This is a genomic window from Paenibacillus sp. MMS18-CY102, assembly GCF_009789195.1.
Lineage (GTDB): Bacteria > Bacillota > Bacilli > Paenibacillales > Paenibacillaceae > Paenibacillus_T.
In genome coordinates, this window is record NZ_WSTC01000024.1 from 16,081 (window position 1) to 39,152 (window position 23,072).

20 protein-coding genes are annotated in these 23,072 nt (G+C 54.1%); 7 read left to right on the forward strand and 13 right to left on the reverse strand.

From position 1 onward, the window contains the following. The first annotated feature begins 46 nt into the window (after positions 1-46). Positions 47-664, forward strand: coding sequence for a TetR/AcrR family transcriptional regulator (locus GON22_RS17640; RefSeq protein ID WP_160397427.1), 618 nt, complete (start codon positions 47-49; stop codon positions 662-664). 225 nt (positions 665-889) lie between these two features. Here the strand turns inward: GON22_RS17640 and GON22_RS17645 are convergent, their stop codons facing one another. From GON22_RS17645 to GON22_RS17655, 3 genes are read right to left on the reverse strand one after another with little or no spacing between them, the layout of a single operon-like run. After that, on the reverse strand, positions 890-1,681 hold the full coding sequence (locus tag GON22_RS17645; protein ID WP_160397428.1) for an ABC transporter permease: 792 nt from the start codon (positions 1,679-1,681) through the stop codon (positions 890-892). Between the two features lie 7 nt (positions 1,682-1,688). Next, the gene (locus GON22_RS17650; protein WP_160397429.1) at positions 1,689-2,483 is read right to left on the reverse strand and encodes an ABC transporter permease; all 795 of its coding nucleotides are present in this window, start codon (positions 2,481-2,483) and stop codon (positions 1,689-1,691) included. Then, entirely contained in the window at positions 2,480-3,562 is a 1,083-nt protein-coding gene (locus GON22_RS17655; RefSeq protein WP_160397430.1) for an ATP-binding cassette domain-containing protein, read from the reverse strand. The genes GON22_RS17650 and GON22_RS17655 overlap by 4 nt, the downstream gene beginning before the upstream one ends. Before the next feature lie 171 nt (positions 3,563-3,733). Here GON22_RS17655 and GON22_RS17660 point away from each other — a divergent pair, with 171 nt between their 5' ends. Next, on the forward strand, positions 3,734-4,789 hold the full coding sequence (locus GON22_RS17660; protein ID WP_160397431.1) for an LCP family protein: 1,056 nt from the start codon (positions 3,734-3,736) through the stop codon (positions 4,787-4,789). Between the two features lie 153 nt (positions 4,790-4,942). After that, complete coding sequence (locus GON22_RS17665) at positions 4,943-6,259, forward strand: glutamate-1-semialdehyde 2,1-aminomutase (protein ID WP_160397432.1); 1,317 nt, start codon at positions 4,943-4,945, stop codon at positions 6,257-6,259. 108 nt (positions 6,260-6,367) lie between these two features. Here GON22_RS17665 and GON22_RS17670 read toward each other — a convergent pair whose 3' ends face one another. From GON22_RS17670 to GON22_RS17700, 7 genes are all read right to left on the reverse strand, one after another. Beyond that, on the reverse strand, positions 6,368-7,102 hold the full coding sequence (locus tag GON22_RS17670) for a nucleoside phosphorylase (RefSeq protein WP_160397433.1): 735 nt from the start codon (positions 7,100-7,102) through the stop codon (positions 6,368-6,370). An 86-nt stretch (positions 7,103-7,188) separates the two neighbouring features. Further along, positions 7,189-8,049, reverse strand: a complete 861-nt coding sequence (locus GON22_RS17675) for an inositol monophosphatase family protein (protein ID WP_160397434.1) — start codon at positions 8,047-8,049, stop codon at positions 7,189-7,191. 118 nt (positions 8,050-8,167) lie between these two features. Then, on the reverse strand, positions 8,168-8,989 hold the full coding sequence (locus tag GON22_RS17680; protein WP_160397435.1) for a sulfite exporter TauE/SafE family protein: 822 nt from the start codon (positions 8,987-8,989) through the stop codon (positions 8,168-8,170). Between the two features lie 84 nt (positions 8,990-9,073). Further along, positions 9,074-10,105 carry a UV DNA damage repair endonuclease UvsE gene (uvsE, locus tag GON22_RS17685; RefSeq protein ID WP_160397436.1) on the reverse strand — a complete coding sequence of 344 codons (1,032 nt, stop codon included), beginning with the start codon at positions 10,103-10,105 and terminating at the stop codon, positions 9,074-9,076. After that, complete coding sequence (locus tag GON22_RS17690) at positions 10,102-10,422, reverse strand: hypothetical protein (RefSeq protein WP_160397437.1); 321 nt, start codon at positions 10,420-10,422, stop codon at positions 10,102-10,104. Before GON22_RS17690 ends, uvsE begins: the two co-directional genes overlap by 4 nt. 69 nt (positions 10,423-10,491) lie before the next feature. Beyond that, the gene (locus GON22_RS17695; RefSeq protein ID WP_160397438.1) at positions 10,492-11,625 is read right to left on the reverse strand and encodes a D-alanine--D-alanine ligase; all 1,134 of its coding nucleotides are present in this window, start codon (positions 11,623-11,625) and stop codon (positions 10,492-10,494) included. Between the two features lie 45 nt (positions 11,626-11,670). Further along, positions 11,671-12,804, reverse strand: a complete 1,134-nt coding sequence (locus GON22_RS17700; protein ID WP_160397439.1) for an amidase domain-containing protein — start codon at positions 12,802-12,804, stop codon at positions 11,671-11,673. A gap of 276 nt (positions 12,805-13,080) precedes the next feature. Between GON22_RS17700 and acnA the strand changes: the two genes are divergently transcribed. Further along, positions 13,081-15,792 (forward strand): aconitate hydratase AcnA, encoded by a 2,712-nt coding sequence (gene acnA / locus GON22_RS17705; RefSeq protein WP_160397440.1) that lies wholly within the window; start codon positions 13,081-13,083, stop codon positions 15,790-15,792. 566 nt (positions 15,793-16,358) lie between these two features. On the opposite strand, the gene GON22_RS17710 is transcribed toward acnA, so the two are convergent. Next, positions 16,359-17,240 (reverse strand): LysR family transcriptional regulator, encoded by an 882-nt coding sequence (locus GON22_RS17710; RefSeq protein WP_160397441.1) that lies wholly within the window; start codon positions 17,238-17,240, stop codon positions 16,359-16,361. A 111-nt stretch (positions 17,241-17,351) separates the two neighbouring features. Here GON22_RS17710 and dapA point away from each other — a divergent pair, with 111 nt between their 5' ends. Beyond that, positions 17,352-18,230: a 4-hydroxy-tetrahydrodipicolinate synthase gene (gene dapA, locus GON22_RS17715; protein WP_160397442.1), complete on the forward strand. Its 879-nt coding sequence runs from the start codon at positions 17,352-17,354 to the stop codon at positions 18,228-18,230. A gap of 448 nt (positions 18,231-18,678) precedes the next feature. Here the strand turns inward: dapA and GON22_RS17720 are convergent, their stop codons facing one another. Beyond that, the gene (locus GON22_RS17720; RefSeq protein ID WP_160397443.1) at positions 18,679-19,431 is read right to left on the reverse strand and encodes an IclR family transcriptional regulator domain-containing protein; all 753 of its coding nucleotides are present in this window, start codon (positions 19,429-19,431) and stop codon (positions 18,679-18,681) included. Positions 19,432-19,666: 235 nt separating this feature from the next. Here GON22_RS17720 and GON22_RS17725 point away from each other — a divergent pair, with 235 nt between their 5' ends. Then, on the forward strand, positions 19,667-20,764 hold the full coding sequence (locus GON22_RS17725; RefSeq protein WP_160397444.1) for an alpha/beta hydrolase: 1,098 nt from the start codon (positions 19,667-19,669) through the stop codon (positions 20,762-20,764). Positions 20,765-20,841: 77 nt separating this feature from the next. Then, positions 20,842-22,056 carry a Fe-Mn family superoxide dismutase gene (locus GON22_RS17730; protein WP_160397445.1) on the forward strand — a complete coding sequence of 405 codons (1,215 nt, stop codon included), beginning with the start codon at positions 20,842-20,844 and terminating at the stop codon, positions 22,054-22,056. Between the two features lie 109 nt (positions 22,057-22,165). Here the strand turns inward: GON22_RS17730 and GON22_RS17735 are convergent, their stop codons facing one another. Next, a complete protein-coding gene (locus GON22_RS17735; protein ID WP_160397446.1) occupies positions 22,166-23,050 on the reverse strand; it encodes a sugar phosphate isomerase/epimerase family protein in 885 nt (294 codons plus the stop codon). Positions 23,051-23,072 lie beyond the last annotated feature (22 nt).

Here is a 23,072-nt window from a genome sequence, read left to right on the forward strand (position 1 = left end):
TCAATGTCTAAATTTCAAACATTTTATTTCATAGAAGGTGTTAGTGATGACCCCACCGCGCACAACCAAAACACTAGGCAGGCCCAAACGCACCGGCCAAGATGCCCCGACGAATGATACGATCATACGGACGGCTTCCAAGCTATTTATGGAGCACGGCTACGAGCCGATTTCGCTCAATCAGATTGCACAGCTATGCAATGTGACTAAGGCGTCTTTGTATTACCATTTTGCAAATAAGGCCGTGTTATTCACGGAATCGCTCATATGGATGCTCACGGTTTCACGGGTCAATACCGAGAAGCTGCTCGAGCAAGCAGCGGATATCCGAAGTGGGCTCGAAAAGCTGGCACTAGTCAAAATGTCGACGCCTCACATGGATTTTGAGTCGATGATGCGTGATGCGACTCCTCATCTGTCCGAGGAACAGCTAACGCGTATCCGTGCAGCTGAGGAAGCGATTCACGGCGTGCTCGCGCACTACTTCCGCCAAGCGATAGACGCCGGCCAGCTTCGCCCCGCTAACCCGCTGCTGCTGTCGCATACGCTTAGCGCGCTTCTCATGCTGGGCAACCGCCGCCACCCCGCTGATTTGTTCCAATCAACCCCTGAGCTTGCCAAAGCGATGGTCGATTTGTTTTGGAATGGGGTTGCTCCGGCGTAAGGGCGGGCGCTTGCGTCCACAATACTGCCCTATTCACTCGCTCTCAGGCTTTTCTGCCCAATAGGGCAAAATTTCCTGCCCTATCCCATCCCTACTCCCGTGCTTACAATAGAAGAAGCCTTCAACTCCACTGGCAGTGGGCTGAAGGCTTCTTCTATTTCTTTTTCTTTACTAATTCTAAATTTCCCATCTCTGTCTTCCCGCCATTCTCACCACAACCCAGCGCTATGAGCCTGCCCCGCGATACCGTTTCACGCCATGGTTCCATACCATAAGGCCAATCACGAACACAACCACACCGACAACTGGCGTCAGGAGCGCGAGCGACGAAATGCCGTCCCCTTTGCGCTCAAGGAAGTACGACGCCGGAATGACGCCGACGAATGCGAATGGCAGCACCCAAGTAAGCACGAAACGGATGATCTTGTTGTAGATGTTGATTGGATAACGCCCGTAGTTCTGGATGTTGTACATGAGCGGCAGAATGCCCGTTGGCGCATCCGAGTAAAACGAAATCGCCGTCAGTGACGTATACATGCCCGCATAGATCAGCACAGCCCCGAGAATAAGCAGAACCATCATCGGAATTTGTACCCAATCGAATGCTAGCCCAAGCTCGCCCCAGCTGATCACCATTATGATCGCCCCGACGAGAGAACCAATGAGCGACGGCGGGTCCATATTTTCGAGCGTGACTTGGAATAGGTTATGTGCCGGGCGCGTCAAGATGCGGTCCATTTCGCCTTTGGCAATATAACGGTCGCCGAAATTCCATAAGCTGAAGAACGTGCCGAAGATGCCGTAGGGCACCATAAAAAATCCGTATACGAACACAACCTCGGCCTCCGACCAGCCCCCAAGCGATGGCGTATGCTGGAAGACGATCAAAATAAAGATCAGGTTGAGCCCTTGGAACATCAAGTCTGACAGCACTTCAATCCAAAAGTCGACGCGATAGGTCAGTTTTGTTTTGGCGTAGTTTTTGAGGTATTCCCAAAATAATGACAAATATAACATCGCTGCATTAACCCCCTTGCACGAACAGCCGATTACGCGCTGCGCGCCATGTGAGCGCCATAGGTATGAGCAGCACCACAAACCAGATCGCCTGCAGGCCCAATACCTGTCCAGCCTCCGACAAAGGCGTACGGCCCGTGAATACCGAGCTTGGCAAATACGTAATCGCTTGGAACGGCAACCATTTCATCGTAACCGACAGCCATCCTGGGAAAAACGCGATCGGCACGACGACACCCGAGAACAGGTCGACGATAACGCGCTTCATGCGCATCATGCCCTCGTTATTTTCCACGAAGAAAGCAAACAAGCCCGTAAGCATATTGATCTGTGTATTAATTAAGAAAGCAAACAGAAGCATCACCAGATAAATGCCCCATACGGCTGGGTCTGTAGGCAGTTTCACCGGGAACAGCAGGCAGACGATGACCATGCCCGGCGCCATGAACAGGAATAGGCGGAAGATGCCTTCACCGAAGCCCTGCATCATTTTGACCGCAAGGTAGGAATAAGGCCTTATGAGCTGTATCGCTACACTGCCATCCCGAATTTCATTGGCGATCTCACGGTCCAGGTTGTTAAAATAAAACGCCCGCGCCATCCACGACACAGCGACATACGTCGTCATCTGCGAAATGGTGAACCCGGCCAGCGTCTTCTGGTCGCCATAGATCGCCTGCCATAGGAAGTAATACGCGCCAATGTTGATCGCATAGATCACGATGCCGCTATAATAGTTAACCCGATAAGCCAACATCATCAGAAATCGTATGCGGATAAAATCGATATACGCGCTCATCATGGCCGCGTCGACTCCTTCTCTTCCGTGTCGCCAGCAGATGCTTCCAACGCAGCAGCCGTAGCCGCTTTCGTCTCCGCGCTGCCCGATTGGTAAATCTCACGAACGATCTCGTCCGTATTCGTCTCATTGATCTTGATGTCGCGGATGTCTGCGGACGAGCCAACGACACGCGCCAGCGCGTCGGATACGTTAACCGCGTGAGGCAGCCACATCCCCGCTTCGACGTTGCTGTCCATCGTCCACGTTACGCCCAGCCCGTCTGTCAAATCACGCAGCCGCTCAATGCTGATCGCCGAGCCGAACTGGAACTTGATCTCCCGGCCCTTGCTCCATCTCGTCTTCAGCTCCTCCAGCCCGCCATCATAAATGATGCGTCCATCGTCGAGCATAATAACGCGGGAACAAAGCGCTTCAATATCTTGCAGGTCATGCGTTGTTAATAGAATCGTCGTGCCATGCTCACGATTCATTTGTTTAAGGAACTCGCGAATTTCTGTTTTTACAATGATATCCAAACCGATCGTCGGTTCGTCCAAGAACAGAATAGAAGGATTATGAAGCAGGGAAGCAACAAGCTCGCAACGCATCCGTTGGCCCAAGCTGAGCTTGCGCACTGGACGATTCAGCAGTTCGCCCAATTGCAGCCGCTCAACCAGTTCATCCAGCCGCTTGCGGAAATCCGCTTCCGGCACGCGATATACTTTGCGAAGCAGCTGGAACGATTCAATTACGCCGATATCCCACCATAGCTGCGAGCGTTGGCCAAAAACAACGCCGATTTCTTTGACGAATTTCTCACGATCCTTATGCGGAACATATCCATTAACGCGCAGCATGCCGGACGTTGGAACGAGTATGCCCGTGAGCATCTTGATCGTGGTCGATTTGCCCGCTCCATTCTCGCCAATATAGCCGCAAATCTCGCCGTGTGGAATTTGGAACGAAATATCTTTGACCGCTGCGACCTCACGGTATTCGCGATTAAATAGGTCACGAATAGCCCCGCCGAGCCCTGTACGATTGTTCTGCACCTTGAACTGCTTTCTTAAATCGCGTACGTCTATTGCTAATTGTGTCACCGAACTTAACTCCCTTCAACATCGACAAATATCGATAAAGTCGCTGTCCATTCATGCATTTTGTATAAGACTTGATTCTAACCGACATTCCATCTTATAATTTTATGATATGTAATCATACAATATCTTATGGACAAGTGAAAAGCATACTCCAAAAAGGAGCGACATTCAATGGAAGCGCGTCAAAAAAGTAAACGCAGGAAGCCGTGGTGGTTATGGGTTTTATTCGGCTTATTAGTTATCATAGCCGCTGTCTTTATCTGGCTATTCACCGTATACAATGCAGTAGGCAATCTGCAGAAGAGCGGCGAAGATTCGAAGTTCAGCCAATTTGAGAATGACACGACGACAGCAGAGCCTCCCAAGTGGGAAGGCACGGAGCGCGTTAATATATTGCTTATGGGCGGCGATGGCCGGGGTCTTGAGAAAAACCAGGTTGCCCGCTCCGATTCCATGATCGTTCTGTCCATCGATCCAGCTACGAAGAAGGGGCATGTATTCTCCGTTCTTCGCGACACATACGTTGAGATCCCTGGACACGGCTCAGGCCGCATCAATACGGCAGTTACGCTCGGCGGCGAGCGGCTCGCCCGGACAACGATTGGCAATCTCCTTGGCCTAGATATCCAATATTATGTGTACACCGAATTTGAGGGCTTCAAATCGCTTGTCGATGCAATCGGCGGAATCGACTTCTATGTTGAGAAGGATATGAATTACGTCGACAATGCAGATAAGAACAGATACGACATTCATCTCAAAAAAGGCCAGCAGCATCTCGATGGCGACAAAGCGCTTCAATACGTAAGGTTCCGCCACGACCAGATGAGCGACTTCACTCGGACAGGGCGCCAGCGTGAATTCTTGTCAGCGGTTGCCCATAAAGTATTGAGCGGCTGGAACATCCTTCGAATGACGAACATCATTAACAGCGTCAGCGACGACATCGAGACGAACCTATCTGTAGAAGATATGCTGAAGCTCGGCCAATTAGGGCTTGGCGTCAACATGGCAGGCTCGGAGCAAGTGCCGCCAATGGACTTGATTTCATCTGACAAAGTGGGCGGTGCCGCCGTCATCGGCATTAGCGACGAGGACAAGCTTCGCGAGTTCGTCCAAGACTCGTTGCTTAAGGACTCCACGCCCGCAACGGGAACAGGCACCGACGGCACCAGCACTGATGGCACGAATAGCACGGACAGCGGCACATCGTCTTCGTCGAACTAGAACCAGACCGGAACAAGAGCGCTCTTCCCAACCAACGGGAAGAGCGCTTTTTTTATATAAAGCTGCCCGAATAATGAATCCTGCCAAAATAGCCCGTACACCCCCATGTTTGTTATAATACTCAAGAAGCAGCCATAACGGAGGGTACTTATTATGACGATGAATCGAACGCGCTCGGCGCAATTATACGAAGAAGCATTACAACACATCGTAGGCGGAGTTAACAGCCCGTCGCGATCGTTCAAAGCTGTAGGCGGCGGCGCGCCAGTGTTTATGGAACGGGCCAGTGGCGCCTATTTCTGGGATGTAGACGGCAATCGCTATACCGACTACCTAGCAGCGTATGGGCCTATCATTACAGGGCATGCCCACCCGCATATTACAGAAGCCATCATTCGGGCAGCCACGAACGGGACACTATATGGCACGCCAACCGAGCTTGAGATTAAGCTGGCCCGCATGCTGAAGGAATCCATTCCATCGCTCGATAAAGTCCGGTTCGTTAACTCCGGCACCGAGGCAGTCATGTCAACGATCCGCGTGGCACGCGCCTATACCAAAAAAAGCAAAATCATTAAATTCGCGGGCTGCTATCATGGCCATTCCGACTTGGTGCTCGTCGCAGCAGGTTCCGGCCCATCGACGCTCGGCATTCCAGACAGCGCAGGCATTCCGACAAGCATCGCGCATGAGGTCATTACGGTGCCGTTTAATGATATCGATGCGCTTCGCGCAGCGTTGGACCGTTGGGGCAGTGATACCGCTGCCGTCATGGTAGAGCCGATCGTCGGCAACTTCGGCATGGTCATGCCTAAACCGGGTTATCTGGAGGAGCTGTGCAAACTGACACGCGAAGCTGGCGCTCTCGTTATTTATGACGAAGTCATAAGCGCCTTCCGCTTCCATTACGGCAGCACGCAGACGTATCATGTGTTCCCGGACCAAACAGCCGTAGAGCCTGATTTAACCGCACTTGGCAAAATCATCGGCGGCGGCCTGCCAATCGGCGCTTATGGCGGCCGCAAAGAAATTATGGAGCAGGTCGCTCCGCTGGGACCTGCTTACCAAGCAGGCACGATGGCGGGCAACCCTGCATCGATCTCTGCGGGCATCGCATGCCTTGAGGTGCTTAGCGCCCCAGGCGTATACGAAGAGATGGAACGCCTCGCTATTCGCCTCGCAGACGGCATCGGCGCTGCCGCTCATAAAAATGGCGTGCCTCTAACGATCAACCGCATTCGCGGCGCTTTCTCCACGCACTTCTGCGGCCATCCGGTCACGAACTACGAGGAAGCGCAGGACACAGACGGCGAGCAATTCGCCCGCTTCTTCCGCGGCTTGCTCGAAGAAGGCGTAGTCATTGCGCCGTCCAAGTACGAAGCGTGGTTCCTAACGACAGCGCATACGGATGCGGATGTCGATGCAACGATCGAAGCGGCGGACCGTGCGCTGAAACACGTGCTTCAATAGCCGCACGCCTCTCCAGCCTGCCTATTCAAAATGGCCGGGCACCTCTTGCCGCCGTGGACGATTCGGCGAGGAGGTTTCCGGCCATTCTTGCGCCAACTGCAACGCACGCTAAACGTTTTGGGCTAGCTTGGCAATCGCTCCAAGCGCCGCATCAATCTCTCGCTCGACCGCTTGCGCCACAGCATCGGTATGCGGGTCATATTCCGCAGCAAGATCTGCGTCTGCATAGCCGTCGAGCGCAACAATTGCGCCTGCCCGTGCGCCGCGGAGCGAAGCGATAACGTACAGCGCAGAAATCTCCATCTCGACCGCAAGAGCGCCTGCTGCTTTCAGTTTTTTGTGAGGGAATTCCTCGACGCCATTGAAAAACACGTCCAGCGTTACCGTCATCCCTTTGCCAACAACGCCTGCCCCTCCTGTCTCTAGGGCAGCAGCATAGATCGCATTCACTACATCGCTGTCCGCAACGGCCGGGAAGCCATCAGGCACGAGCTGGCGTGTTAATCCATCTGTCCGAATCGCTGCCGTGCTGACAATTAAGCTGCCTGCCGGATAATCCGCTGAGTACGAGCCAGCCGTTCCAACCCGAATAAGCGTCTTTACGCCCGCCCGAATCAGCTCCTCGAAGCAAACCGCTGCACCTGGGCAGCCAACGCCGTGGCTTACAACCGCCAGCTTAACTCCCTGATACTCGCCCACAAACGTCCGATATTCCCGAGCAAATGCTAATTCCTGCGCGCCTTCCAGCTTCTCCGCTATAACAGCAGCCCGCCTAGGGTCGCCGCATACGATCGCATATTCCGGAATTTGTTCCGAATCCACCTGCAAAATAGGCATCAACATCGTTATTTAACTCCTCTCATCTCCTATATCTATCAAAATAAGCCCCCGGCATGCGCCGAGCGGCTTATTATTGAACATTCGGCTGGCTATCCCTCCGTTCGGGGCGCCCCTGCCTTCTTTAATTCATCGATAAAGCTATCATGGATCCGTCCATTCGTCGCTGCCACATGCCGTACGCCCAGATGGTACGGTTCGCCTGCCATATCACTAATCTGCCCGCCGGACTCCTTGATGAGCAAATAGCCGGCTGCAATATCCCATGCATTCAGCCCCTGCTCCCAGAAGCCGCTCAGCCGCCCTGCCGCCACATATGCCATATGTAACGCGGCCGAACCGCCGGAGCGAACATTTCTTACTTGCGGTGCAAGCGCCTGCAGCTGCTGCAAGTTAGGCTGCAGCATAAGCGGGTCCGCCGGGAACCCTGTTGCAACTAAGCTTTCACGCAGCGTAGCTTCTTCGGATACCGACATCCGTTGGCCATGCACATAAGCGCCTTTGCCTTTCTCTGCGACGAATAGCTCGTCTCGCATCGGGTCATATACAATGCCTACGATAACTTCTCCCTTATGCGCCAATGCTATGGATACAGAGAAGAACGGAAAACCATGCACGAAGTTCGTCGTTCCGTCTACCGGATCAACGATCCACAAATACTCTTCATCCTGCACGTTGCTAAGCGCGCGCTCGGATGCTTCTGGGCCTGGTTGAACGCCTTCTTCGCCTAAAAATGAATGATGAGGGAAATGGGTCATAATGAGATTTCGAATCATCGTCTCGGCGCCTTTGTCGACCTCGGTCACGAGGTCTTGCGCCGAATATTTTAGATTAAGCGTCGTATGCTTGCCGAGCTTCGTCTTAATCCACTCTCCTGCTTTGGCTGCGCTGTTAATCGCGACAGCCGTGAAGCTTTTGCCCCCGATTGCGGGAACGTCTCGCTGTTCACTCACTTTCGATCACGCTACCTTCCTATTGTTCGGGTTGCTTACTACAATACGCCTCGCACCCTGCAAAGTTTCGCCCCTTTGCCTCATTTGGCCAACAATCCGCGATTGATAGCTGTGCAATTTAGATCGATGACAATCCTTCCGTAATGAGCTGCGCCGCCATAATAACCAACGTGATCCGAAGCACCCAGAGCAGCGCCTTACCCGTCATTCTTGACGCGATCCATGCTCCAACCTTGCCGCCCACCCAAGCGCCAGGCGCAAGCACCAGCACGATCCACCAATTCGTCTCGCCTAGCCATGCATGCACGCCCGTTCCCAGCGTAGAAGATAAAAAAATGACAAACATCGATGTTGCTGTAGCAACATGCGGCGGAAACCGGAACAGCAGCACCATCACCGGCACGAACAGCGATCCGCCGCCGATGCCGAATAAGCCTGAGATGAGCCCTACCGCGAAGCCAACCAACAAGGCTGGCAATATGGCGTACCCATATTGATGCAACTCACCTTTGTCATCGGTATATGTACGAACGACAGGCCACTGCCGGCGGATTGGCTTCATATATTCGCGTGCCACGAGAAGCCCAGCCATTAAGAGCATGAATATGCCAAATGATAATTGAAAGGGGCCGTTGCTCATATGCCCGGTCAATGCCGAGCCAACCATAGCAGCAGGCCCGCTCGTCATAAACAACAGCCAACCGCTGCGCCAATCGACGCGCTTCTTCTTAGCGTAAGCCATCGTCGACGCTAGCGCAGTGACGATCAACACAGCCAATGAAGTTCCGACAGCCGTCGCATGGTCGATCTCAGAACCAGCCAACTGGGGTCCAAGCAGCGTCAGCGCTGGAACGATAATAATGCCGCCCCCTAGCCCGACGATGCTTCCGAATATGGCGGATATGAGCCCAAGCAGTGCCAGCAGAACGATCTCTAGCAATATATTTCCCTTCTTTCGTTCGCATGCCTGCCAATGTGCGCAGCTACGCACAAAAGCCGCCAACATCCCATATGGCGGCCTCCCCTACAGCTCGATCGCCGATTCGCTAATCACGCGCAAGCCCTCGCCTCGCGCTTCCAATTCCCGCAATTCATCCATCAGCCGCAGAAGCGAGTCATCCTTGCGCTTCGCCTCCAGCATGCAGTCTATTGCAGCAACTGAACCAGATATTGCACGTAAAAACTGGAGCAGCGGCCCGGTTTCTACATAGTCAGCGTGGCTGCGCGGATCAGTTAAGCTCTTGGGGCTTGATGCGTGTATTTTGGGCGGCAGCCACGTTACAGCTTGTCCTACATTCGCGCCTGCTTCGGCCAAGCGCATGTTCTCCTGTTCCCAAGTGCGAACGATGCGCGGCCATAGGCCACCGTATAGCGAGCTATCGCTCTCTCCACCGTCATTCACCGCGTGGTGGTGAATGTCTAACACCATCGGCACGCCAACTGCCTCTGCGATGCCCAGCGTCTCCCGGACATTAAACGTCTTATCGTCGTTTTCAAGCGTAATCCGGTTCCGGTAACGCGCTTCCATCTCGCTGAACTGTTGAATAAATCGGGCGCCCGACACTTCCTTATCGCCATAAGCGCCGCCCACGTGAATATTATTTTTGAACGCTTCGTTCAGCCCCATAGCCTCAAGCATCCTAACGTGATAATGCAGGTCCTCGCGGGACTTGGCCAGCACCTCAGGGCGCGGCGTGCTAAGCACGCAAAAATGGTCCGGATGAAACGATACGCGCATGTTGTTGTCCCGTACGAAAGCCCCAATTTCGGCGAACTTGTCCGCGAGTGCAGGAAATGGGTCCCAGCCAGCCAGCGCATCATGCGTCGCCAGCGGAATCAGCTTGGAAGAAAACCGATAAACCTGAATGCCGTTGCCACGGCAATGCTTCAGCATGCGCAGCGTATTGTTCAAGTTTTCCTCAGCTATCCGTTCCAGCTTCCTAATCCCTGCTTCCCGATCCTCAAGCTTCGAGAAACTCGCGAATGTCATCGTCTTGGAGGGCGATGCATTTTCCAGCAACATGCTCATCGCTACGAATCCGAACCGGACAATCATGCGCTATGCTCTCCGAAGAACATTTCATGCGCAAGCGCCGTCTGCACGTTCGCTTCTTCCTCCGTCAGCTTCCGCACGAGCACCATCTCAACCTCTGTCACTTCTTCGCCTTGGAAATTGATTTCCGCAATCGAAGCAACGATGGCTACAATCGCAATTGCCTGATTGGTTGGGGAGTAGGCAATCACCTTCTGGCCGGTCGGGAATACACGGAACCCGCTTTTTACCATTTTGCCGCGGCCATACTCCAGCAACTCATAGAGCTCCTGCTCGGATTTGAATTTGCATACAGAATTAAATTCGGTTTGAAAGCCCATCGAACAATTGCCTCCTCTAACGAATAAAGTATAAAAGCTTGTCCTCAGTATAGAGGGCAAGCGGTCCCATTAAAGTGGGGAACCGCCGCCGTAATCAATGCGTTGCTTGTCGGCATGCCGCTGCAACGCCAGCTCGATAAGCGTATCCAGCAGCTCGCGATAAGGAAGCCCTGTTTCTTGCCACATAAGCGGATACATGCTGAATGGCGTAAAGCCCGGCATCGTATTCACTTCATTAATGAACAGCTCGCCATCCGACTTGCGCATGAAGAAGTCCACGCGGGACAGCCCTGAGCCGTCAATCGCTTGGTAAGCACGGATCGCCATCTCGCGGACAGCCTCTGACGTTAGAGCCGGGATGTTCGCTGGAATTTCCATGACGGAGGTCCCATCAATATACTTTGCTTTATAATCGTAAAAATCATTCGACGGGCGAATCTCGCCTGGCACGGATGCCTTTGGCTCATCGTTGCCTAGCACGCTTACTTCGATTTCGCGCGCATCGACGAACTCCTCAACGATAACTTTGCGGTCGTAACGGAACGCATAATTGATCGCCTCGATCAGCTCTTCGCGATTTTTCGCTTTGGAAATGCCTACGCTAGAGCCGAGGTTGGCCGGTTTAATAAAGCATGGATAACCGAGCGATACTTCAATCTCTGTCACGTAGTAATCCGTTTCTTTGTCCCACTGCGTCCGGTTGAAGTAACGGAACATGCATTGCGGCAGCCCTTCATGTGCGAACACTTTTTTCATCATGACTTTATCCATGCCTACAGCCGAAGCAAGCACGCCTGCGCCGACATAAGGAATGTTCGCCATCTCAAGCAGCCCTTGAACCGTGCCGTCTTCGCCGAACGTGCCGTGCAGCAATGGGAAGATGACGTCGATCGAACCGTTCCCTGCTTCGTTTGCCGATCCGGCTTGAAGCCCTTGGAAGACTGGAGCTAGCGCCCCGCCCGAACCAATCGCCGTCGCATCGGCACGTTCAGTGCCGTTCAAACGAAGCGCTGCCACGTCCGCTGGAGGAGCGAGCAATACGTCCGCCGTATGCCATTGGCCATCTGTCGTAATATAGAAAGGCTTCACTTCATACCGGCTAAAGTCAAATTCCCCCATGACTGCAAGCGCTGTGCGCAGCGAAACCTCGTGTTCCCCTGATTTTCCCCCGTAGATAAGACCTACGCGAACCTTCTCGCCCATTTTGATTAATCCTCCGAAAGTTTATAATTGGTAGCTATGAACATCTCAAAATTGATCGGCTATATGATACAAGCGATATCTCGTTCGTTCCGTCCAGGCGTAAGAATCTTTATAATCCCAATATCGGTGGCGGCTAGCGACCGTATTCGCATTCACGAGCGGCATTCCGTCCGCATCGAACGCGGTTACGATCGTGCTATGCTGAAAGCGGTAGTCGCCATTCCAATCATATAAAATGACATCGCCCAGCTGCAGCTGGTCCGCCGATTCAACAACCGTCGCTCGCATGCCGCTATTGCGGCCTGATGCCAAATTCGATTGCAGCGCATTCGCAACTGCCCAGCTATAGCTCCACATTTCACGCCCGCCGGACCGGCCTTGATACCACCAGCCGCTTTCCCTTTTACCAGTATAGTTCATTGGGGCATGGCCTGCAAAGATGCACTGGGACACGTAATTCGTGCAATTTACTTCAAAATTTTCGTATGCCGGATTCGGGTCGTTCCACCATCGGTCCGCGTAAGCTGCCACAAGGTCCCTGCGATATATTTGTTTGGCACGATGTTTGATTTCGGGCAAAATATCATAATTTAAGAACGGCGCCGAAGGCGGACGAGCTTTACGGCGGGAGGAATCGGCAAGGCCGTTGTCCTCCTCTGGCAGCAAGCTGAGTTCACTGGAACCAAAGCGCGGGCGCCTCTCCGACACGACAGGCTCAATCCGCGTAATTGCCCAGCTTCCGCCATCCCGGGCGAGCCAGATTCGCTCATGCTCGAATCGCTCCTCTGTATAGGAACGGTTCTTCTGCTCCATAATGCGTTTTATGCGCAGCTTCAATAATACCGTCGTCTCAGACACGGACTCGTTCACCCGCACGATCTCTGCTTTCGTCTCGCTGCGGGACGAAAGCACCCCGCGCAGCAGCTCCCGCTCGCGCAGGCGCTCCAATCGGGAATCGAGGCGCAGCAAATGGTCCCGATCGGCAACCAGCCCATCGAACACCGATGAATGCTGGTCGACCTCTGCTTGATTAAAGCAATTAATGTACGCATGGACGCCGGTTTTCCAGCCTTCGGCGACAGGCTGCTGCGGTTGAAGCTGCAGCGATTGACGCTGCTGCGGTACCCGCGGCGCGATGCCGCCGCGTTTTCCAGCCCCACGGTTCGCCGAACGCGGCATAACGATCAACTCCTACCGTTTGCTCCATCCAAGGATGGGCTTCGAGCTTCGAGTGTGCGGCAACGTGATAAACGAAAGCAATACGCTTCATCATATGAGCGTATGCGCCCATTCATGTAATTTACACGCCGAAATGATCGTTTACGGGCTTTACGTACCCCCCTCCTAAACGATATACTGTACACATAAGCTCTATTTTGAAATTGTGTTTCACAGAGTGAAACCGGAGCATGAACACATTGCTTTTTTGATCCCATTAAGGAGGCGTTATTGTTTATGGCAAAGCAAGACCAATACGGCGTCCGCTCGACGCTGGAATCCGGCGGCAAATCGTACGCTTACTACAACCTGCCTGCACTTGAGAAACAAGGGCTCGGCAACATTTCCAAACTTCCATTCTCCATCAAAGTGCTGCTCGAGGCGGCGGTTCGCCAATTCGACGGACGCGGCATCACGGCTGATCACGTTAAACAGCTCGCAACTTGGGCTGACGGGCGTTCGGAGAAAGAAATTCCGTTCATCCCTGCACGTATCGTCCTTCAAGACTTCACTGGCGTTCCGGTTGTTGTTGACTTGGCAGCAATGCGCGACACGGTGAAAAAAGCAGGCGGCGATCCAAAACGGATCAACCCGCTCGTGCCAGTTGACCTCGTTATTGACCACTCTGTCATGGTCGACGCTTTCGGTACGCCAGACGCACTCGAAACGAACATGAAAATCGAGTTCGAGCGTAATGCTGAACGTTACAAATTCCTTCGCTGGGCACAAACGGCTTTCGATAACTTCCGTGCGGTTCCACCAGCAACGGGTATCGTTCACCAAGTTAACCTTGAATATCTCGCATCCGTAGCAGCTACGAAAACGGTTGACGGCGAAACTGTCGTATACCCTGACTCGCTCGTAGGCACGGACTCCCATACAACGATGATCAACGGTCTTGGCGTAGTTGGCTGGGGCGTTGGCGGCATCGAGGCGGAAGCCGGCATGCTCGGACAACCGCTGTACTTCGTAATGCCAGAAGTTATCGGCTTCAAGCTGACGGGCAGCCTGCCAGAAGGCTCGACAGCAACTGACCTTGCACTGACAGTAACGCAAATGCTTCGCAAAAAAGGCGTAGTCGGCAAATTCGTCGAGTTCTACGGTCCTGGCCTGTCCAACATCGGCCTTGCTGACCGTGCAACGGTTGCCAACATGGCACCTGAGTATGGCGCAACGATCGGTTTCTTCCCTGTCGATGACGAGGCGCTTGCGTTCCTCCGTTCGACTGGCCGTGAAGAAGAGCAAATCAGCCTCGTGGAAGCTTACTACAAAGAGCAAGGCATGTTCCGTACGGACGACCTGGCTGATCCCGTATTCTCCGACGTGATCGAGCTTGACATGTCGACGGTTGTTCCTTCACTCGCAGGTCCTAAGCGTCCACAGGACCGCGTAGAGCTGACGGCGATGAAAGAAGAATTCAACAGCATCATCCGCACGCCGATCGACAAAGGCGGCTACGGCCTGTCCGAAGAGAAGATCGAGCAAAAAGTAGACGTGAAGCACCCAAGCGGCGACGCTAGCGTAATGGGCACTGGCGCTGTCGTTATCGCAGCAATCACGTCTTGCACGAATACATCCAACCCGAGCGTAATGGTCGGCGCAGGCATCGTGGCGAAGAAAGCAGTCGCTCGCGGCCTGACGAAACCAGGTTACGTCAAATCGTCCCTGACGCCAGGCTCCCTGGTTGTTACGGAGTATCTCAAAAACGCTGGCCTGATCGAGCCGCTCGAAGCAATTGGCTTCCATGTTGCAGGCTACGGCTGCGCGACTTGTATCGGCAACTCTGGCCCGCTTCCAGACGAAGTTGGCCAAGCAATTGCTGACAACGACATGACGGTAGCTGCTGTATTGTCCGGTAACCGTAACTTCGAAGGCCGCGTCCATGCACAAGTAAAAGCCAACTACCTGGCTTCGCCGCCACTGGTCGTTGCATACGCACTGGCTGGTACGGTTAACATAGACTTGGCTAACGACCCAATCGGTTACGACAACGACAACCAACCGGTTTACCTGAAAGACATCTGGCCTACGAAAGCGGAAATCCAAGAAGCAATCAGCACGGCGATGAGCCCGCAAATTTTCCGCGACAAATATGCCAACGTCTTCACGCAAAACGAGCGTTGGAACGCAATCGACGTACCGCAAGGCGAAAGCTACGAGTGGGATGATGCTTCGACGTACATCGCGAACCCGCCGTTCTTCTCCAACCTTGGCGCTGACGTTGGCGACATCGCTGACATCAATGGCTCCAACGTGCTTGCCCTGCTCGGCGACTCCGTAACGACGGACCACATCTCGCCAGCTGGCAACATCAAAGCCGACAGCCCGGCAGGCAAATACCTGATCGAGCATGGCGTTAAACGCGAAGACTTCAACTCGTACGGCTCGCGCCGCGGCCATCACGAAGTGATGATGCGCGGAACGTTCGCTAACATCCGTATCCGGAACCAAGTGGCTCCAGGCACGGAAGGCGGCGTAACGAAATACCTGCCTACGGACGAAGTAATGTCGATCTACGACGCTTCGATGAAATACCAAGCTGAAGGCAAAAACCTCGTCGTAATCGCAGGCAAAGAGTACGGTACGGGCAGCTCGCGTGACTGGGCAGCTAAAGGCACGTTCCTCCTCGGCGTCAAAGCGGTTATCGCTGAAAGCTTCGAGCGTATCCACCGCTCCAACCTCGTTGGCATGGGCGTTCTCCCGCTCCAATTCCAACCAGGCCAAAGCTGGTCGTCGCTCGGCATTACGGGACGCGAAACGTTCGACATCGTCGGCCTTAGCAATGACGTGCAACCAGGCCAACTGGTTACCGTTAACGCGAAGCGCGAAGACGGCTCGACGTTCGAGTTCCAAGCCATCGTCCGCCTCGACTCCCTCGTGGACGTCGACTACTACCGCAACAGCGGTATCCTGCAGACGGTACTTCGCCAAATGATCGCAAGCATGTAATAGGATGACAAACAGCCCCATCGACCGTTAGGTTGATGGGGCTGTTTTTTTATTTTGAAACTTCTGGCGTTCCGGACGATCCGAAAAACTGAAACTCCGACGCTCCGAAGCTCCGGCGAGTTCCCTCCCATCTGCCGCTGCCACTTCTAACGGACCCCCGAGCCGTTATACGACCTGAATTCGGCCTTTTGAAATTCTAACGGACTCAGGAGATCTTATTTGCCGATAAATGCCCTGCAAACACAGCAAAAACAACAAATAACGTCACTGGAGTCCGTTACAGGTAAAACACTGTGATTTCGCATCATTTAACGGCATTACGGTCCGTTAGAGCGTGGAGGAACAAGCTGCCGATTGTCCACAATGCGCGCGCGGTAGAAGGATTACCTTCTATCTCGTTACCGATACGTTCCTGCTCGGCTTCAAGCCGATTACCGCTGTGAGCTTCGCATGCACTGACCGCTCCAATCTCAAGTAGGGGTAAGCTGCCCATTGCACAGCATTGCTGCGGAATGCGTATTTTTTGCGGCCTAGGGGCCGCAGCTTCCACGGGTTATCGGCATTTTTTACTCCGGTTCATTCCCCTTCAGGATTTCGATAAATTGCCTCAACGCATGTGATTTCCACTTCTTTGGGTGCATGGCCAGCAGCAGCTCCAAGCAAAGCTCTGGCTGCTGTAACGGCAACTCCGCCAGCTCGCCACGGCTAATTTCCTCCTGCACCGCCATGCGGGGCAATATCGCAATGCCCGAACCCGCTTTGACGCATCGCTTGATCGCTTCCGGATTGCCCAGCTCCAGCCCGATATGATAGGAAATCCCCTGCGACCGCAGCAGCTTTTCCAGCATAATCCGATAGTTGCAACTCTCCTCCGTCATCATCCATTCCGCGCCTTCCAAATGCGTAAGTTCCAAGTCCTGCACCGCCAATAATGTATGGTCCGGACGGGCTATGATGACGAGTGGCTCCTTGCGAATGGTTATCCATTCTAACGCTGCATCCACCGGCCTATGATCCAGCAGCAGGCCAATGTCGATCTCGCCTTCCCGCAGCTTGTTCAGAATAGACGGCTCCCGGTCCGGTTGCAGCCGAATAGACAACTCTGGCTGTGTCTCCCGAATGCGTTGGACGAACGGCGGAAGATAGTACGAAGCCAACGAGTCAATCGTCCCGATTGCAAGTGTCCCGCCGCCCTGCTTGGCTAGCTTCTCTTGTGACTCTTGGTACAAATCGAGCATCTGAACCGCAATTCTGAGCAGTTCTTCTCCTGCTGGCGTCAGTCGCAAGCCTCTGCCGTACCTTTCAAACAACTGGACATCGTACGCTTTCTCCAGCTTCTGAATTTGCGTCGTCACACTGGACTGTGCATAACCAAGAGCTTCTGCCGCACGCGTAATGCTTTGGCGGACGGCGACCTCTCGAAAGGTTTGAAAATAAGTCAGCTCCATATCGTCTCTCCATCAAAATTATTGATATCCACTATCAATTATTATAGATAACACCGATACATTATTCCATGCTAAAGTAAAGCCATTCCACATTAGGGGAGGCTGTTACGAATGTTAAAAGAACAAGAGCTGCGCGGGATCTACGTACCTATTGTTACTCCTTTTCTCCCGAGCGGAGAGCTCGATCTTGCATCCTATCACCGGCATCTGGGCGGATTGCTGCACCATGATATTCAAGGCCTTGTTCTGAACGGCACGACCGGCGAATCGCCAACAGTCGCATGGGAAGAGGTGTCCCACCTGATGCAGGCAACCTCGTTACGCATGCAACAGCATCAGAAGCATATTCCAGTGGTCATTGGAACAGGAACAAACAATACTGCCTCATCCGTCAAAAGGGCCGCACAAGCTGGCGAACTCGGTGCCGATGCTGTCCTCGTCGTCGTGCCTTATTACAGTCGGCCTTCAATGGAGGGCATCATCGCGCATTACCGTGCGGTCGCACAAACCGGGGTTCCTGTTATCGCATATGAGATTCCTTCCCGTACTGGCGTACGGCTTGACGTTCACACGATGCGAACCATTCTTGATATCGATGGCGTAATCGGCCTCAAAGACAGCTCCGGCGGCATCGATCTCGTCTCAGCATTAACGGCAAGCAAGGATTGCAAGCCGATCATGTGCGGAGAGGACCAATACTTCCACGCGATGCTATGCGAAGGGGCAAGCGGCGGCATGCTGGCTTCAGCCAATGCCAGTACGGACGCCTTCGTACAAGTTTACCGCCTTGCCGCCGAAGGGCGGATCCATGAGGCCCAAGCCGCATTTGGCCAACTGCTGCCGCTCATCCATTTGCTATTCCAAGAATCCAATCCAGCACCGCTAAAATGGCTGCTAGCCCAAAAAGGCATTATCTCCTCCGATACGCTCCGGCTCCCGATGATGCCGATCTCCAGCACGCTTCAGTCCGAGATGGCCGCGCTGCTCTAAGGCAGCTGTAGGGCTGCTCTAGGGTAGCCCAGCCTCCTAGTTGCTCCAGTATGCCCCATATCCGACGAATCTCTACGCCTTACACTCTGTAACGGACTCAAGAGCCGTTATTCGGCCTGAATTCAGCCTTTTGAAATTCTAACGGACTCAGGAGACCTTATTTGGCTATAAATGCCCGGCAAACACAGCAAAAACAACAAATAACGTCACTGGAGTCCGTTACAGGCACAACTTGCTTATTTCGCATCACATAACGGTCATACGGTCCGTTAGAGCGGATACGCAAGTTCAAACGGTACCATCGGCAATCGCCTCGCCTCCTCCCTCCTTAGACTCAACCTCAAGCCGCTTTGCAGCCACGCAAAAAAAACGCCTCGCCGGCCCACTGGCCGAGCGAGACGTTTCCCTATAGCATGAGCGTGTCCCATCCCGTCATCCCACGCCATCATTATCGCGCCATCGTTCCCATCCGGGCAGCTGCCTCAATGACCGTCGGCGCGATTTCTCTCATCAATTCCAGCGTCAGTCTGCTTGATGGCCCAGATACGGACAAGGCAGCGGCTAACCGGCCATGGCGGTCAAAAATCGGCGCAGATACTGCCGCTGCACCCGGTTCCCGTTCCTCCATGCTTGTGGCATAGCCGTGATGGCGAATTTCATTCATTTGGCATTCAAACATATGCTTGTTGACGACAGCTGGCTGAATTGATTCCAGCTCTCCCCATATTTCTGCTTGCGTCGCTTCGTCCGCGAATGCGATGAGCACTTTGCTGGATGCGCCAACGTATAGCGGCAGCCGGGCGCCCACCGTTGCGACCCGCCGAACCGCCTGGTTGCTCTGAACAGCTTGAATCCGAATCCGTTCCCCTCCGTCGCGTACATACAAGCTCACGGTCTCGCCGAGCACGTTACGCAGCCGCTCCATCTCTGGTAGCCAGATCACTGCCGGATCATCCGAAGAGGTCAGATGCGCAGATAGCTCCCATACGCGAAACCCGAGCCGATACCGCTCCGTCGCAGGGTCCCGCTCTACGAATCCACGATCCTCCAGCGTCGACAGCATGCGGTGTACGGTGCTTTTATGCAACCCGACCCGGTCGGCGATTTCCGTCATTCCGAAATCCGTTCCTGCTGTAAAGCACTGCAATATATCAAGTGCGCGCTCCACAGCGCGTACAGTCGATTTGCCTTCCTCTGCCACCTCGCACCCACTCCCTTTTCCACCGATTGGCTGAAGATTGTTGTTTCGCACAATGAAACCTTATTGCACTAAGTATAACGTAAGATTACAGCCAGCGTAAAGAACTTGGCCCTATTTTACAGCTATATTACAAACCGATAACAAGTCGTCGACATCGATTGACACACTGATACGAGGGACATACGATGGTAGTACCAAACTACTAAAGCGCTTCCATAGAGAGGGGATGTTCCGGATGAGCAGCACCATTATTACGACATCATTGCCAGTCCCAAATCCGTTGGTTCCCGCCGTCCGTCCCGTTCCGCAGCACCACTCGCGTACGAGGCACGGGCGCCGCAAGCACGCCATGTTCGCTACGCTAACTTCCATCGTGTCGTTATGCGTACTTGCGGTCGTCGCTTTCCACGGGTATATCGCTTGGATGCTAGCCCATCCATACGTCGCCCCTCTCTATTCGAATCCAACGGAGGCTGTCGGTCTCCCTTATGAGAATGTAAACTTCCCAAGCCATAGCAACCGTACAACCGTCGGCGGCTGGTTCATTCCATCCGGTGCGGACGGCGATTCCTCAAGCGCAGTGGCGCAGACGGCTGCTGCTGCAGCTGAGCCTGCTGTCGAGTCGGGACGGACCGTTATTTTCAGCCACGGCTACGGGGCCAATCGCGAAGAAACATGGGTTCCCATGTATGACTTAGCAACCTTGCTCCACCGTTTGAACTACAACGTGTTCATGTTCGACTACGGATATGCGTCTACGGATTACAAAGCGCCAGCAACTGGCGGCTATGAGGAATCCCAACAGCTGCTCGCCGCTGTCGATTATGTCAAATCCCGCGGTGCCGACGAAATCGTCGTCTGGGGCTTCTCGATGGGTGCAGGCACGGCCCTTCAGGCAGGATTGCAAACGGATAAAATCGACGCAATGATTCTCGACAGCCTGTTCCTTCCAAGCCCAGACACGCTGTTCCATAACGTAAAACAAATCTTGCCATTGCCCAAATATCCGTCGTTGCCGCTCATCGAGCTGATGCTGCCTGCTTTCACCGGCACATCGCTCAGCGGCATTCCAGCGAAGCAGGTGCTCACGAAGGATTATCCGATTCCGCTGTTTATCATGCACGGCACGAAGGATTCCAAAGCTCCCTATGAGATTGCCGAGCATATCGCTGCTAAGCAAACGAACCCGCTATCCCGCGAATGGATCGTAGAGGGCGGCAAGCACGAGTTGCTGTTCCAAGTCCATGCGAAGGAATACATCCAACGGGCGGCCCTATTCCTAGGCCAAGTGCATCAGCAGCATGTCGATGATGCGAGTTCAATTGTCCTCTAGTCCCAAAAGCACGACATAGCGCCGCGTTCTTATGAATACATCTTAAGAGATGTTCATTGAACGAGGAGGCTGATGTCGTGCTTTTTGTATATGGTCCCCAAACGCCGATTCGCCTGCTAGAGGAAATTCGCGATTGGAAAAGGCAAGAAATCGAGCACGCAGCGATGATCCGCCGCTTCACGCCTACGCTAGAACCCGAATTCAAGTGGCTCCTGACCGAATGGGAGCAGCCACTGCGCGCAGCGGAACGCATCGCTGACCGCTGCCTCAACGAGGCGCTGGCACGCAGCGACAGCACAGGCGAGGCCGACGGTCCCAGCCCCGCTACAACGCAGGCACAAGCCGATCTGCTGCTGCAAGCTTCCGCCTATCAGTCCCAGAAGTTTGTCGAGCATCTGCTTGGCCTGATGGAGCGGAGCCCATCGCTCGCTTCCGCGCCAGCGGCAAGATCGTTCATTCTGCATGCCGTGCGGGAATCCAACGGCTTCCTAGGCCTGCAGGAGACGTATCGTTACGCATACTCGCCTGAACAGGCATTGGCGCAATCCGCGGAAGCGCTGCGGAACGCCAGCAGGAACAGCCATGCAGATGCTGGTGCTAATGCCAACGCCGATGTACCAGACAGCTCCAGCCCTGGCTCCAACTCAGAACGGGCGCCCGTCGCCCAAGTGCCAATCGGCGGCCACAAGCTGCCTCCGCTGCCGTATCCATACAATGCGCTTGAGCCTTTTATCGATGAGAAGACGATGCGCATTCATCACGACAAGCATCACCAGAGCTATGTCGACGGGCTGAACAAAGCCGAGCGTGAACTGGAGCAGGCCCGGCGCTCCGGCAATTTTGATCTCGTGAAGCATTGGGAGCGTGAACTAGCGTTCAACGGCGCCGGCCATTATTTGCATACGTTATTCTGGACCGTAATGGCGCCACATGCCGGAGGCCCTGCAACCGGTTCGCTCGGCGCGCAGATCAAGCATGATTTTGGCAGCTATGAAGCATTCAAGAAACAATTCTCTGAAGCTGCCGCTAAGGTTGAAGGCAGTGGCTGGGCTATACTAGTGTGGAGCCCGCGCAGCCGGCGCCTCGAGATATTGACCGCTGAGAAGCACCAAAACCTGTCCCAATGGGACGTCGTGCCGATTCTCCCGCTGGATGTGTGGGAGCATGCCTACTACCTTAAGCACCAGAACGATCGCGCCGGCTATATTAAAGATTGGTGGAATGTCGTGAACTGGCCCTATGCCAACGAGCGGTTCGAGAAAGCGAGCAAACTCATCTGGGAACCGTTCTAACAAACCCGAAACAACGAGCGGCTTCGACACCTATTCCGCTAACGAACGGATAGGCGCCAAAGCCGCTATTTATGCTGCTCCCTCTCAGGCCTCGCACTTTGCTTATCGCTTATTCAGTGATTCCCGCTTGTACGAGAGCTCCGCCAACGCCCACTTGCCCGCTGCCGTCCGTTAACTGGCGGAGCCATGCAGCATCTGCAGCCAGCGTCTCGAACGGTTGTGCGCCGAACCATTCCAATGAACTAAACAGCTCACTCTCGCCGATTGCAGCGATGATAGGCCGGAAGTCGAGCGCTCCGTCAGGCAATGGAACCATGCCGGTCCGGTCGCTGCCGGATGCATACACTTGAGCAGGCTCGAAGACGTGCAGCCGGTCGGCGGACGTAACATTTTTGAGATGAAAATGGTGCACCCATGGCTTTAGCTCCGCGTACGCCTGAAGCACATCATCTCCCGCTTCCCACAAATGCAGGAAATCGAGGTTAATGCCAAATGCGCTATGCCCGACCTCATCGATGAGCAAACGGGCGGAAGCAAGCTCATCCGACAACGTGCCGGGATGCGTCTCAGCCAGCAGCGTGACGCCATACTGCGCGCAAATGCCGCTAAGCGCCCGAAGCCGCTTCACATAATCCCGCCTCAGCTCAGGCGAGACCTGCCGGCTTGGCAAGGGACCCGCGAACGTACGAAGGCGAGTCGTGCCATACCAGCGCGCAAGCGCAGCCATGCGGTGCGCTTTCTCCTGCGTTGCCGCGAAGCGTTCCTCCGAGCCGATATCGAAGTAATCGCTAATCATCGCAATCCGCATGCCGCGCCCATGCATGAGCCGCAGCTGCTCCTTGGTCGATTCGCGCTCCTCGGCAGTCGCAAGCCATTCCGCATGTGCGCCCCACAGCTCAATCCCATCGAAACGCTCCCGCAGCGCGAAGCGAACAATCGTCGCGAAAGAGACGAGCGAGTGGCGGAACGAAATCGTGCATAAGCTAATTTTCATGCTAGCTGCCTCCTTCCGTTCT

What these genes read in the sequence shown, in the direction of transcription:
- GON22_RS17725 (WP_160397444.1), top strand. Translation starts at nt 19,667, where the DNA reads ATGAGCAGCACCATTATTACGACATCATTGCCAGTCCCAAATCCGTTG.
- GON22_RS17690 (WP_160397437.1), bottom strand. Translation starts at nt 10,422, where the DNA reads ATGGGCTTTCAAACCGAATTTAATTCTGTATGCAAATTCAAATCCGAG.
- GON22_RS17645 (WP_160397428.1), bottom strand. Translation starts at nt 1,681, where the DNA reads ATGTTATATTTGTCATTATTTTGGGAATACCTCAAAAACTACGCCAAA.
- GON22_RS17695 (WP_160397438.1), bottom strand. Translation starts at nt 11,625, where the DNA reads ATGGGCGAGAAGGTTCGCGTAGGTCTTATCTACGGGGGAAAATCAGGG.
- dapA (WP_160397442.1), top strand. Translation starts at nt 17,352, where the DNA reads ATGTTAAAAGAACAAGAGCTGCGCGGGATCTACGTACCTATTGTTACT.
- GON22_RS17665 (WP_160397432.1), top strand. Translation starts at nt 4,943, where the DNA reads ATGACGATGAATCGAACGCGCTCGGCGCAATTATACGAAGAAGCATTA.
- GON22_RS17660 (WP_160397431.1), top strand. Translation starts at nt 3,734, where the DNA reads ATGGAAGCGCGTCAAAAAAGTAAACGCAGGAAGCCGTGGTGGTTATGG.
- acnA (WP_160397440.1), top strand. Translation starts at nt 13,081, where the DNA reads ATGGCAAAGCAAGACCAATACGGCGTCCGCTCGACGCTGGAATCCGGC.
- GON22_RS17670 (WP_160397433.1), bottom strand. Translation starts at nt 7,102, where the DNA reads ATGTTGATGCCTATTTTGCAGGTGGATTCGGAACAAATTCCGGAATAT.
- GON22_RS17735 (WP_160397446.1), bottom strand. Translation starts at nt 23,050, where the DNA reads ATGAAAATTAGCTTATGCACGATTTCGTTCCGCCACTCGCTCGTCTCT.
- GON22_RS17710 (WP_160397441.1), bottom strand. Translation starts at nt 17,240, where the DNA reads ATGGAGCTGACTTATTTTCAAACCTTTCGAGAGGTCGCCGTCCGCCAA.
- GON22_RS17640 (WP_160397427.1), top strand. Translation starts at nt 47, where the DNA reads ATGACCCCACCGCGCACAACCAAAACACTAGGCAGGCCCAAACGCACC.
- GON22_RS17650 (WP_160397429.1), bottom strand. Translation starts at nt 2,483, where the DNA reads ATGATGAGCGCGTATATCGATTTTATCCGCATACGATTTCTGATGATG.
- GON22_RS17700 (WP_160397439.1), bottom strand. Translation starts at nt 12,804, where the DNA reads ATGCCGCGTTCGGCGAACCGTGGGGCTGGAAAACGCGGCGGCATCGCG.
- uvsE (WP_160397436.1), bottom strand. Translation starts at nt 10,105, where the DNA reads ATGATTGTCCGGTTCGGATTCGTAGCGATGAGCATGTTGCTGGAAAAT.